The sequence below is a fragment of the Paraburkholderia sp. J94 genome, assembly GCF_905220285.1.
Classification (GTDB): Bacteria; Pseudomonadota; Gammaproteobacteria; order Burkholderiales; family Burkholderiaceae; genus Paraburkholderia; species Paraburkholderia tropica_A.
Genome location: NZ_CAJMZH010000016.1, coordinates 52351 through 66215 on the forward strand (window position 1 = coordinate 52351; position 13865 = coordinate 66215).

Annotated in this window: 6 protein-coding genes and 1 pseudogene; 1 reads left to right on the top strand and 6 read right to left on the bottom strand. The window is 59.4% G+C overall.

The window, feature by feature from the left end:
* Positions 1-33: 33 nt before the first annotated feature.
* The 6 genes and pseudogenes from U4Y88_RS29155 to U4Y88_RS29180 form a co-directional block, all read right to left on the bottom strand.
* Positions 34-366: a hypothetical protein gene (locus tag U4Y88_RS29155; protein WP_321788076.1), complete on the bottom strand. Its 333-nt coding sequence runs from the start codon at positions 364-366 to the stop codon at positions 34-36.
* A gap of 17 nt (positions 367-383) precedes the next feature.
* Positions 384-539 (bottom strand): annotated as a pseudogene (locus U4Y88_RS29160) (POTRA domain-containing protein); the annotation flags it as partial.
* A 47-nt stretch (positions 540-586) separates the two neighbouring features.
* Entirely contained in the window at positions 587-967 is a 381-nt protein-coding gene (locus U4Y88_RS29165; protein WP_321788080.1) for a hypothetical protein, read from the bottom strand.
* A 53-nt stretch (positions 968-1020) separates the two neighbouring features.
* A complete protein-coding gene (locus tag U4Y88_RS29170) occupies positions 1021-1419 on the bottom strand; it encodes a hypothetical protein (protein WP_321788082.1) in 399 nt (132 codons plus the stop codon).
* A gap of 135 nt (positions 1420-1554) precedes the next feature.
* Positions 1555-1968, bottom strand: coding sequence for a hypothetical protein (locus tag U4Y88_RS29175; RefSeq protein WP_321788084.1), 414 nt, complete (start codon positions 1966-1968; stop codon positions 1555-1557).
* Between the two features lie 517 nt (positions 1969-2485).
* Positions 2486-11005, bottom strand: a complete 8520-nt coding sequence (locus U4Y88_RS29180) for a hemagglutinin repeat-containing protein (protein ID WP_321788086.1) — start codon at positions 11003-11005, stop codon at positions 2486-2488.
* Between the two features lie 861 nt (positions 11006-11866).
* Here U4Y88_RS29180 and U4Y88_RS29185 point away from each other — a divergent pair.
* Positions 11867-13582 (top strand): site-specific integrase, encoded by a 1716-nt coding sequence (locus U4Y88_RS29185; RefSeq protein WP_321788088.1) that lies wholly within the window; start codon positions 11867-11869, stop codon positions 13580-13582.
* Positions 13583-13865: the final 283 nt, after the last annotated feature.

Sequence of the window (13865 nt, forward strand, 5' to 3'; positions counted from 1 at the left end):
GTCACCAATCCACATTGATTCAATGTGGGCGTATCAGACCCAATCAATCACACCATCCTCTCTACGCCAGCCGATCCCTAGTGGACAGGCATCTGTGAAAAACCAAACACCACCATCAAGCTCGGACTCGCCAAGAGGAAATCGCTCATTGAGCAGCATTACAGCATCGCCAGAGGATTTCGCTATCCCCTCCCGCTTTCCGGCAACAATAATTCTGTCATCCAACATGCGTTTGAATAATTCAAGAAATACTGTCTTACGATCATCAAAGGTAGACCTATCGTCCTCTGTATATAACCACAAGGCATCAAGGGCCATGCCGTTGATACTGGATACTATAAATTCATACCGATCTTTTGATGTCATACTTCTACCTGAATTTTCTTGAGCGCGCCTCGCGTGTTCGCATCCGCAAATTTCAGGTGCCGGATGACGCCCGGTATCAGCGCAAATTTCAGCGTTCCTTTCGATAGATCCTGCACCGGAACCAGCACCCGCGTGGTGACGTAGCCGTGACTGAGAGTCAGCCCCTGCAGGCCTGCGAAATCACGCCCATGCATAATTTTTATTAAATAGACACGATTATCTAAGGTTGCAATATTTCGCCGTTATCGTCAATCCAAATGATCGATGGGATAGCATAAAAATAATCAGCCAACGCAATATCATTTTTAGAATTTACTGATTGCGGCCAATGGGATCGAAGATACGTCATAATTGTGGAAATATCGACATTCCAAATATCATAACCCTCACGCCATAATTCATTAGGCGGGCAAAATTTTATCTTCCCATCTTGAAGCAATTTCTCTACCAACCAAAAGAAAGCCTCTTTGTGTTCGCTGAAGGTGAGCGCAGGATTCGGAACTAGGATGCCGTCAAATAATGCGGTAATCCACAGCCCGGAAGTGTTGTGGATAATATTTTCAATTCCGTTGATTTTAATACGTCTGCTAGGGATTTTCATAGAAAGAGACTAAGAAGGGTGTGACGCGAGAGTCGCACCCTTAATTTAGAAAATTATCTATCGCTGTAAAACCAATCCTCACCAGATCGAATCTTCTTCTGAATCATTGCGACAGAATCAACGACTCCATGATCGTTATCGACCAAAATTAGTTGGTCATCAGGTAATGACAATATAAATTCATTTGAGAAGCATTTTTTTTCATTACGCCCCTCAACAAGGATGAACTTTGGATCGTGAATTTTCGACTTGATACGCGCAAGTTCATCCACCTCATAATCAAACTCTATTTCCGGAACCACTTGAATTGCGATCCATCCATCAGCCATCCCTCGTTCACCTTCAACCAAAAGTCGCTCACCGTTTTCAATCTTCGTCTCACCTAAGTGTGTCATCCATTCGCGCACATTGCTCACACCAATAGGGTCTGCGATAACTATGAACGTGAACATTACCTAATCCTCTTTGAATTGATGTATTGAATTAGGCTATCCATAACTGCGAGAACCCGAGAGGCACGACGAAAAGCCCATGTTTATTTTGCATTTGCTTTCTTCGCCATTCGTTCCATGCTACTCATTTTTATATTATCTATTTCCTATCAAGCCACAAAGAAAGCCATAATTTATTATTCGACTGCCAAGATTTCTCAAAAACTCAGCAAGCGACTTAATTTCATGAATTAACTGCGATGCAGTGACTTGAATATATTCCTTATCACCAGCCTGAGTTTTTCGATACGCAAATATGACATCTTCAACATCGTTTAGCTCTTTGAGCTTCTCTGCCAATTCATGAGAAATTTTTCGAGCGATATCCGGCCCTGCCTCATCCTCCTCAAATTGACCAAATATTGATCCATTTTTTGAATTGAAATTAGCCCAAAATTTACTAGCAAATAGCCACTCCGACAGTTCACCACTAAGCCTGTGCATCGGTCCCGCTTCATCAACCACGCCATCATCGTCGAGCGTATAAATCGTTGACTTATTCATATTCATTGCGGCACCTCTTTATTTCATCGTGTCACTATTGTTGTAGTGCGTCAACCCGTTTTTTACTCCAGCAGGTATACCAGTCTGCGTCGTCTTATTCGGCTACCGGGTCGGGCGGCGTCTGCGCGTGGGCGAGCGATATCGCGGCTGTTAGCGGCAGAGCCGCCAGCCCTTTATGGATTTTCATGGAGATGAGATTGGTAAGGGTGTGGCTTGAAATCACACCCGCGACTCAACTAATATCGCCTAGTTTATCTAGGCTCTTTCACATAGGAAGTAAATTTTCCGTCATTTGACTCATCCAAATGCAACCGACCGCACGAGGGGCAACGGAAAACCGTAGTTTCCTTTCCTCGGAGGGATTCGAGAAATGTTTCGCCGCTGATGATTTTCCCGTCATCTAGAGCAGAAATTATACCTTCCAATGCATCCTCTCTTATTAGCCTCAAATCACTGCCATCCGGCAGATTATTTAAATTAATTATGTGGTTGCAGACGCAAATAAATTTTGCCATCATCATCCTCACTTCGAACGGGAAAATGTAAAAATCTCGCCCGCTGAATTTTGAAAAAATATTGTATTAAAATTCTGTGCGTTAGGCTTTCCAAACACGCGGGCCGCGATGGATGTCATGTCAGATTCTGACAGATCCACCTGAACTACAACACCGTTGCCTTGATTGAATTTTGCTTCGATATTTCGAACAATACTATTTGGATTCGTGTTTACAGGCGTATAGACGTCAACTTGACCGACCCCAGTGACCGAAAGATCCGCCGTTCGTACATCGGGAATGCCTTGCGACGATGCCGTAGCTTGATGGTCTACGTCATATCCAAGGCTAGCCAACCCTTGTCCAGCCCTGACCTCATTCGAATCGGGTTGAGCTCCGGATTCGACACTGATGTTACCTTGTGCGTTGCTGTCACCACCGTTATTGAGCGTCGCGTTAGACGGCGTGCCACTGGAAATTCCAGTCGAGGTTACCGGCGGCGATATTACGCACGCTCCCCCTGGAGTACACACAAATACCGGCGGAGTAACAACCGCGCCCGCCGTTCCAGAAGGTGTATTCCCACCGTCGTTCGCCTGCACAAGCGGATTGGCGTCAGCTGGCGGATTCTGCCCGTTTTGTGCCTCTATCTGCCCGACTACTCCGCTGAGTGTCGAGCTTATAGCGTTGCTGACGTTCTGCCGGAACTGCTGGACGGTGTTATACGCCGTGACGATCTGTTGCGACAGGGAGTCCAGCTTCTTCTTCGCGTCCTCGTTGCCATTATCGTTGTTCTCGTTGTACAGATTGACGGCCGAACCCGTCGCCGCGCCCGCCGTTCCGCCCACCAGTGCGCCACCGACACCGGCCAGTACGTTACCGGCAAGGTTGCCGAGTAGCTGCGAATCCGTGGCATCCGCGACGCTTTGACCCGCCGCCCTGATCTGCTCAGCAAGCAATGAGGAAAGTCCCGCGCCCGCTGCACCACCCGCCGCCGTCAAGCCGCTGCCGCCACCGAGACCGCCAATCAGCGCGCCGCCGATAATCTGCAACTCCGCGCGCGAGCTTCCACCTTCCAGCCATTGTTTTGCCGCATCGACATCCGCCTGAGCCGTGGCCAGGTCTCCCTTGTCGAGAGCCGTTTGCGCTGCATCGATCAACGCGTCACGCTTGGCATCCGCATACGTTCCGATCCCCTGCGCCACGACCTGGCCCGCAGCCTGCGCGGCCTGCATGAGATCGGCCTGATCGGACAGCATAGCGTTCACGTCCGGCGTTTTCGCGACATTGCCGTTCGTGTTCGTCGTGTCGCGGCTCAGCGTCGAGACGTCCTGTGTCTGTGCGGCCTGATCCGTGATGTTGATCGTAGCCGCGCTGATCGCGCTGCGCGTCACCGAACTGTCGTCACCGTTCTCGTCCTGCGAAATCATCGGCGAGACACCAGGAACACCCGCCACCGATGCCGGGCCCGTCGCCTTGCCCGTGCTGCCCCCGGGCGTGCTGCTCGTGCCGAGACCCGCCGAAATGCCGTTGCTCACGGCGCTGTAATGCGACGAGTTGTCGATATTCCCGAACGTCAGCGAGCCGGTCGTCAGCGTGTTTTTCGACGCGTCAGCCGTGCTCGAAATCACGGCCCCGTTCAGGTTCGTATTACCGGCCACGGCGAGGTTAAAGCCGCCATCGCCTGCCTCAATGCCTGCCTGCTCGTTGACCTGGGCATACGACGAATCGGCATGTCCATTCTGTGCCGTGACGCTCGCGCTCGCGCTGCGCTGGCTACCCGAGACGCTGAAACCCGAACTGCTTTGATGCGCGGCACTTGACGCCGTGTCCTGCACGCTTTCAATGTCGAGGTTGCCGCCGACCACCGCCGACACCGTGCCGCCTTTCACGTCCGCGCCGATGATGTTCGTATCGCCGCCGCTCACAATCGACACGCTGTTCGTGCCAGTCACATGCGTATTGTTGACGGTCGTTTCAGTGTCGTTCGCGTCGCCGTGCGAATTCGACACCGACGCCTGGCCGCCCCATCCACTGGTTCCATACGAGCCGCCGAAGCTGTAACCGCTCGATGAATTCGTGCTCGCGCTGTTGAACGTGTTCGTCGTGTTTGTCAGATTGACCTGATTGGCCGCCGCGAGCACCACATCATTTGCGCTCACGTCCGACCCGGCGATATTCACGTTACCCGAACCCGCCGTGCCATCGCCGGTTGCCACGAACGTAGCCGTCCCGCCCGCCGTAACAATCGAGCCCTTGCTCGTGGTCGAATCCTCCGTGTAGGTGTTCGTGGACTTGTTCGACGCGAAATTAAGCTGCACGCCGATATCCGGCGTCGAGCCCTTGGCCTGACCCACGCCCGCGACCTGCGTACCCGCGATACCGAGGTCGCCCACGCCAGCCATCGAATGCAGCGCGCTCGCGCGTGCGTCCGTGCTGCTGTCATTGCTTGCCGCTTCGGCTTCGGTCGCGGCGCTGTTGATGGCGTCGCCTACGCTGCCGCCGAGCCCGAAAGTCAGCCCCGTATCGCGGACTTCCTGTCTGTCGTCGTAGTGCGCCGTGTCGGTGGCAGAGTCAATGATGACATTCGCCGCCGTGCCGGTAATGTCCTTTGCCGCGATTACGTCGCTGCCCGTCACATGCAGGTTGTTACCCGCCGACAGACTCACGCTGCCGTCCGTACTGCCGACCGTGCTGCCGTTGTTCGTGACACTGCTACTGTTCGTCCATTCCTTCTGATCCTCCTTGCCGAAGCTCGCGAGCGCGCCCGCGTTGCTCATGGCGAACAGCCCCGTGGTCTGTTCCTCGTGGAATGTGCTGCTCTGGCTCGTGTCCTGCGTGGTGGTAATCGTCAGGTCGTGACCTGCCGCAAGCGCCATGTCGCCGGTCGAGGCCACCGTCGAGCCAGCAATCGTGAGGTCGTGTGCAGCGTTGGCGCTGACCGTCTCACCCGATACGGTCGAGCCGACCGCGCTCGTGGCCGTCGAGGTCGAACTGTCCGTGATCCGGTCGCTGGAGATAAAGCCCCCCGTGTTGCTCTCGCTCCAGTGGTTCGCGTCGTGCTGCTCTGTCACCGCACCGATACTGATATCGCCAGTTGACGCGAGATTGACCGCGCCGCCCGTTGCGCCATTGACGCCTCCGGTCGTCACGGACGAGCCCGTAATCGCAAGCGTGCTGCCCGAGGACTGCCCCGCCACGCCAGTCACAGCCTGACCCGCTGCGAGCGTCACATCGCCGCCCGCGTTGACGTTGCTGCCCTGTGCCGTCTCGTCGTAGGTCGAATCCTTGTGGTGCGCGATACTGCCGCCCATCGACTGGCCGTTATAGCTGGAGGTATCCTTCGCCGCCGTGACCGTCAGGTTGCCGCCTGCGATCATCGTGGCGTCGCCCGTGCTCTGCACCTTCGCATCAGTGAGTGTGGTGTCCGCACCGGACACGGTCGTCAGGTTGCCGCCCGTGGTAAGCGTGCTGCCCACGTTTGTGGTCTGCACGGCATGACCACCGTTCAGGCCGTCGCTCGTGCCCGCATCCTGCGTGGCGGTGAGGGCGGCGGTGCCCACGTTGATATTGCGGGCTGCCTCAATGGTGGTATCGCCACCGCTTTGTACGGTTGCGCCATTGATATCCACGTCACGGCCTGCTGTGAGCGTCACGCCGTCCGACGCCGAAATCGTGCCCGTTGACTGCACGGCCATGCCCGTCGCGCTCGACTTGAAGCCGCCGTTGACGATGGTTTTCGACGCCTGCGCGGTCGTGCTTTCGTTGACGATATCGTTGCCTGCCGCGACAGTCGTCTCGACGCCGCCAATACGTCCGCCAATGTTCGTCACGTCCTGCGCGGCGGCGACCGCCGTGACGCCATCGCTGCCAATCACGCCACGGTTCACTACGTTGTTGCCGATAACGGTCGTTGCCGTATCTCCTGCCACCACGCCGCTGTTCGACACATCGCCCGAAGCGTTCAGGCTGACGCCGTTACCTACGACGAGCGCGCCGCTGTCCTTGAGATCCACGGTGCTCGACTGCGCGAGGTAAAGCTGCGGCACGAGCACGGTCTGCTGCGTGCCATCGGGCAGCGTGACGGTCTGGCTTACCAGCCACACCATGTCGGTTGTCAGCTCCGCCATCTGCGCGGCGCTCAATGCGACGCCCACAGTCAGACCAAGGGACTGCGCATACTGCACGCCGTTGTTCATCAGCGCAGTGTATTCGTCCAGATTGTCCGAATAGCCGCTCAGGAACGTGCGCCCGGTGAGTTGCGTCACCTGATCCATGACAAGCTGTTCCTCGTACAGGCCGTCACCGAGGCGCTTTTCCGTATCCTGAGGGTTCAGGCCCAGCGCGTCGAGCATGTAGTCGCTGGAGACGAATTTCGAATAGCTCGTAAAGCGCGGGTCGGTCTCGACAAGGTAGTCTGCGCCGGGTGCCGTGTTGTACGAGTAGAGCGCATTTTTCGGCAACACAAGACCCGGAATCGCAACGCCTGCACTGCCAACCGTCTGCGCGCCGGTCCCGCCTGTTCCGGTTGCGCCGCTGCCCGCGACGCCCGTGCCTGACACCGTGTCGCCCACCCGGTTCACGCTCGTGATATTGATATTCTGCGCGTCCGTCACGACGCTCTGATTACCCGTCGCAATCGCGGGCAGTGATGCAACCGTGGTGGTCGACACCGGCACCGCTGCGCCGACCACCGTTTGCGTATCCGTGCTGTCGCCGGTTTTCTGGTGCCAGTAAAAGACCGACGAGTCCGTTTCGGTGGTGGTGGACTGCAACAGCGTGCCGTTATCGTTCACCGAACCGCCCGTCGCGCGGCGCACCAGATTGCCGCCCGCCGCCATGGTGGACGAGTTGTTATTGACCGTGCCGCCGTCCGCATTGACGCTGATCGAGCCCTGCGCCTGAATGACCGCAGCTGTCCCGGCATTGATTAACTGGTCGGTCGTGGTCGTGGTGGAAACCGTGCGGCTAAGCTCCACATAGTCGTGACTGTCAGACCCAAGGTCCGTGCGCACCTGCACCTGATCGGGCTCGATCTGCGTATTCGGGTCATAGTCCGGCCAGAAGACAATTGTCACCGTACCGTCTGCATTCTGCGTCAGACTGTTGTAATACTGGGTGGCGCTAGTCGTGATTGTGCGCGTTTGGGTCGGAGAAGAACACTGATAGCAGTATTGATTGATGACGTACGAATCGGTGAGCGGTTTCGTGAGCGAGAAAGTCTTCGCTGTCGTGTTAATGCTCGTGACCTGCGACGCAGGCAGCGTGACGGTCAACGGCACAGCCAGCGACTGGATGGCCGCCGCACCAACCGCACCTGCGTTAAACTGGAATTGCCGGTAGTCGAAACTGATGTAATTTCCCAGCTCGTCCATCGTCAGGCCGTCCGTCCACAGCGTCAACGTCTTGCCAGTCGTGGTCACTGGCGTACCGGCTGCGGTCTGCACACCTGTGCGCTGGTTCGTGAGCGTATTCGCCGCGACGTCGATGTTACCGACAGCCTCAATCGTCGACGCGCTGTTCATGATCGTCCCGGTCTGGTCCGCCAGAAGACCCGTCGAATCGCGCACGTTGTCGCGCGCCAGCTCCATGTTGCCGCCACTGTAGATCAGCGCCGTATCGGCGTTCGTCAGGGAGGTGACCGCATAGACTCCCACAAACGTTGCTCCAGCAATCACCGCCTGCGCGCCGACGTTCGTTACGTCGTTCGTGTACACCTGCACGTTGTTGCCCATGATTGCGCCGGCATTCTCCATCGTGGCGCTCTTCGTGGTTACGCTGTCGCCTTCGATCTCGCCCGCATTATTGATGGCGTTCGATGCGTTCACCGTGATCGCGGCGGAGTTCAGGTCTGCGCCCACCGCGTTGACAAAGCTCGCAGCGTTTACCGTCAGCGCGTTACCTGCTTCGATTCTGGAGGCATTCGTGAACGTGCCGGTGGTACTCACCGTCATGTCGTTGTCGGCGTGCAGCGCGCCTGTCGCGTCGTTCGCAAAATCGCCCTGGAGCACCAGCGTCAGGTCGTGGCCTGCCGTCATGGATCCCGAACCCGACAGCGCGCCGCTTACGCTGATATCGCTGTTCGCGCTCACCGCACCGCCCGCGTTCGCGAGGCTCGCGACATTCAGCGTAACGTCCCCGGCACTCTGGATCTTGCCGCTGTCATTGACGAGGGTGGCGTGAATCTGGTTCAGGTCCAACCCTGCGTCGCCGTAAAGCAGGCCGCTCGTATTACTCACCGAACCGGTGACATTCAGGCTCGTCGTGCCGCCGCCGACAAGCTGCGCGCCCGCGTCGTTCGCGAGCGCCTGGGCATTGACCGACACATTGCCGTTTCCGCCGAGCACGCCACCCGTGTTCGTGATTGCGCCGGTGGCAGTTGCCGCGGTCTGTCCAGTGCCCGCGTTCGTCAGCGTCCCCTCGCTGTTGTCGATTCCCGTACCGCTTACGCTGAGGGTGCCATTCGCAGTGATCGTGCCGTGCGCGTTATTTACGTCGCCGCCCGCGCTCACGGTCGCATTGCTGGCTGCCTGAATGGTGCCGTCCGCGTTGCTGATCGCGCCGGGCGTCGCCACGCCCACGGCGGTTCCCGCAATCACGCCGCTGTTGCTGTTGTCGACGCTCGCGCCCGACACCGTGACAGACGTGCCGGAAAGCTGCCCGCCCGCGTTCGTCAACGCGCCGGCAGCCTGTGCTGTGAGCGTTCCACCCACGACCACCGTGCCGCCGTTGTTGTTGATTGTCTGCGCAGCGAGCGAGGCATCACCAAGCGCCGAAACATGACCAGCATTTGTTAGCGCGGCCGCCGTCACGGCAACGTTGCCATTGCCGCCAATCACACCATCCACACCGTTCATCAGCGCGCCCGACGCGTCAAGCGTCAGCCCGTCGCCATTGAGCGAAAGGATTTGGCCGTCCGTGTTGTCGACCGAGTTCGCCCGGATGCTCGCGGCGCCGGCGGCCTGCATGATGCCTTGCTGGTTCGCAAGCGCTCCCGCCGTCTGCACGTTGAGGGCGCCTCCCGCCGCAACCTGCCCCTTACTGTTCGTGATCTGCGCGCCGGAAAGCTGAGCATCGCCGCCGCTGTCGATCACTGCGCTACTCGTGTCGAGCGCGCCAGCCGCACTGGCCGTAAACGTTGTACCTGTGCCGAGCGTTGCACCCGAGAGCGCAAGACTGCCGCCCGTTGCCGTGAGCGTCGTCGCCGTGCCTGACGAAATCTGCGAGCCTGAGAGGTCGAGCGAGGTGCCGTAAAGCGTCACCGTTCCCGCTGCGATGGTCTGCCCCGTTGCCGACAGCGCATCCGTCGTCGTCACGGCAACATCGCCCGCTGTGCCGGTCGTGTTGTCGCTGTTGATGCCCGCGCCGAGCGTGCCGGTCGAGCCGACCGAACCTGCATTGATGGCCGTGTTCTGCTGCGCGGCAATCTCGCCGCTGTTAGTCAGCGTACCGGAGGAACTGATCGCGGTATTCTGCGCCGCGTAGATCGTGCCGCTGTTCGAGACGTCAACTGCGTTGACGTTGACGTTGCCGCTCGCGCTCATATTACCTGTCTGCACAAGCTGGCCCGCGCTCGTCAGTGTCAGGTCCCCCGCCTGTGAGGCAATCGTCCCGGCGTTGGCAACACCGACGCCGTTTTCGTTCGAGGTAAGAATGATACGGTTCGCGTACATGCCGCCAAGTTGCGACACGTCAATCGCAACGCCCGGCGCAGTGCCGGTGCCCCCGGTTGGCGTTGCTTTCAGCGTCGAATAATCGACGTTATTCGCGCCCGCGACAACATTCAGCTTGTTCGCATACAGGGCGGAATTGACCGCGACAGCACGCGAAATGAGATCGACTTCGTCAATGTTCGTCGCGTTCAGGCCCGCTCCCTGCACGGTAATCGTGCCGCCCGTGACATTGAAGCCCGTGAGGTTGCCATTGGCATCCGTCAACGGATTGCCAGTCGTGAGAATTCCGCGCGTGGTGTTGATGAAACCGCCACCATCGACCACGATACCCGATGGGTTCGCGACCACGACTGAGGCTTTCTGGCCCGCGACTTCCAGATATCCATTCAGTCTCGACGGATTATTGCTGTTGACCTGATTGACGATTATCCTGGCGGCATCGTTCGCGCCGAAGTTCGGATTGCCGCTAATCTGGCCCGCGAGTTGCGTCGACGTGATGACCGGAGAATTGTTCAGAATCGCGCCGCTGCGCGAAACGTCGAATTGCGAATAGGTGTTCAGCGATACGCCAGCGCCGGAAGGCTTCTGGATATTCACCTGAGGCAAACCGTTAGCCGTGTTGATGACACCTGGCGCGTGCGCGCCCGAAGGTACGATCTGCGCGCTCGACAACGCCGATCCTAGCCCGAGCAGCGTGAGCGCGGCGAGCGCCACATGACGCATGACGCGATTCACGCGACCTGCGATGCGTCGGGAGGGCCCCGACGGCTTCGCTTTGACCTGCCCCGAACTGCAGGTGGTGATGGCCGTTTCGGCGACCGCAACCACCATTCCCCGCGACTTGCTGAACACAAGCCGGAAACAACCGCTATTCATTTTTCTGTTACCCGTGACGCTGGAAGAATTCCCGCCTGCGACTCAAGGCGTCTTCCCATTGCTGCTTGCAACGCCCGCGCACCGTGGCGTCGCTCCCCGAAAATTCTTTCAATACCCTTCTAATAATTTCTGCTTGCCGCGGGGCGAGGCTAACAGATGAACATCAGGGTCGGAGAATTTTTTTAAGTGTTTAACGAATATTATGCAGACTGGATCGCCTCCGACTCCCCCTGAAACACCTGCCGCAGGTCCGTCCGTTACGAGAACAAGCCCTGCTGCCGCGCATCCCGCAGGGGCGGCAGCGATACCCTAGCGCGGCGAGCGGTACGACGACGCGCTAGGCGGCGCACGTGGGCCACGAGCTCGGCCCGGACGCCCTCCGCGACCAGCACCAGTGAATACAGCTGCAGGCCGTCGGGCCCGGCTTCAGGTCGAGCCCGCAACGACATGCGCAGGGCCAGGCGCCGCGCGCGATCAAGCAGCTGCGCACGGCTCATCCCAGGCCAGCACGCCGCGACGAGTGCGGCAACGGGCGGCGGAAGCGATTCGGGGGCGCAGCCGGCGGGCAGCGCGAGAGCAACGAGTTCGAGGCGGACGGACATATCGTGGGGAGATGCTGTTCTGACCGGCCGGGAAAACCAGGCGACGTGTCATCCTCGCATCAATCCCGCTGTGCCGCAAACCCCATGCGCCAGCGACGTCACGCTACGCGCTGGACCTGGCAGAAGCCGCCAGAGTGCCGTGAAACACCACTCAAAGGTGCCAGGGATCGAATTTTTCCTGAAAATGTGTCGTCGAATCTCACCATTAAGATAATCCTTCTTATCATAATGCGTGTATTTACGAAGCAAACTTGGATGTATGAAAACGCGTCAGACCGCCCTGCCCGCTCCGTCCCGTCCCGACGATCACAATCCGTCCGGCTTTCCCGATGCCGCCGAACTCGCCGCACTCCGCGCCTGGTATGCGGGTGTCGCCGTGCGGGCCGCGGTCGAGCGCTACCTGCCCTCCGCGCTGGGCGACGGAAAATCCGCGCGTGGCGTGCTCGGCCGCATCCGCCGCAGGCTGGTCTCGCTCGCTCGCGCCGCACATCGGGACGATCTGGCCGCGCTTCTCAATCATCCTGCGGAAGAGCGCGCGCAGCACGCAAAAGCGGTGGCCCAGGCGATCGACGCCCTGCGTACCATCCGCCCGCCCGAACCCCAGATCGCCGACAACATCGCCCAGTGGTTCGCACCGCGCGCCGTGCGGGTGCTGCAGGCGTATGGCATCACGACACTCGCCGATCTCACCGTGCGCATCCCGCGCCGCCGCCAGTGGTGGAAAGTCGTGCCCGGGCTCGGTGCGGCCGGCGCCCGCGCGATCGAGGCGTTTTTCGCCGCCTGGCCCGCGCTCACCGAAAAGGCGCGGGCACTGATCGTGGCTAGCCGGCACAGTCCCATCGTGCCGTGGGAGTCGATCAGCCTGCCGCACGAGGTCGATGGTTCCGCAGGCACGTTCCGTGCGCCCCCCACCACCTGCACGCTCGATGCGACCAACGACTATCAGGCCGTGCAGACCTGGCTCGCCCTGCACGAGTCGCCCGCGACGCAGCGCACCTACCGCAAGGAAGCCGAACGGCTGATTCTCTGGGCGATTGTCGAGCGCGGCCGGGCGCTGTCCTCGCTCACGACCGAGGATGCGATCGCGTATCGCGCGTTTCTGCGCCATCCCTCGCCGCATGGGCGCTGGGTCGGGCCGGTGCGCCCGCGCACTTCGCCCGACTGGCGGCCGTTCAATGGCAGCCTCTCCGCGCGCTCGGTCGCGCACGCACTGTCGATCCTGGGTGCCCTGTTCCGCTGGCTGATCGAGCAGCGCTACGTACTGGCCAATCCATTCGCTGGCGTGAAGGTGCGCGAGGCCTCCAACTCGAATGTGCTCGACGTTTCTCATGCGTTCAGCGAGGGGGAATGGTCGCTCGTCCGCACGATCGCGGACGGTCTGGAATGGTCATACAGGTGGACGGCGCCCGCCGCGCATCGCGTGCGTTTCCTGCTGGACTTCGGTTACGCGACGGGTTTGCGCGCGGGCGAACTCGTCGGCGCCACGCTCGGCCATATCGAAATCGATCCGCGCGGAGACCACTGGCTGCGCGTGACGGGCAAAGGCAAGAAGCTGGCGCGCGTGGCATTGCCGCCACTCGCGTGGGAGGCACTGGCGCGCTATCTGGCCGAACGCGGCCTGCCGGTCACGCAGTTGCACTGGAAGCCGGAAACACCCGTCATAGGCAGTCTGGAGATAGACAGCGGCGATGCCATCAGCAGCGCGCGCCTCTGGATGGTGATGCGCCGCTTCTTCGTGATGGCGGCAAAGGCGATCGAAGCCGATCACGCACCGCTCGCGGAAAAGCTGCGGCGCGCGAGTCCGCACTGGATGCGCCATACGCACGCGACGCACGCACTCGGCCGCGGTGCGGAGCTGACGACCGTGCGGGACAACCTGCGGCACGCCTCGGTGTCGACCACGTCGATCTACCTACACAGCGACGAGGTCCAGCGGGCACGCCAGATCGGGGATGCGTTCTCCAAACGGAAATGAATGCCACACGGCCGATATGCGAATGCCGATCGCGACGCTCTCTCTTGAACTCCGTCTCTCCAACAAGAGCGTAGTGCACGAGCATGCCGTGCACCTTATCCTCCGAAGGCTCTGCCTTCGCAGCGATTGCACACGCTGCCTTGCTTGCAGAACGCCCGGACCTGAGGCTCCAGAAGCGTCGCGAAGCCTTCATACCGAAAAGTTATGCGCAATCGTGTCGCGCTTGCGGAAATGAGCTGGTAGATTGGGCCCCGTTCGCGCCGCCGGGCGGGTAGAATTTCGC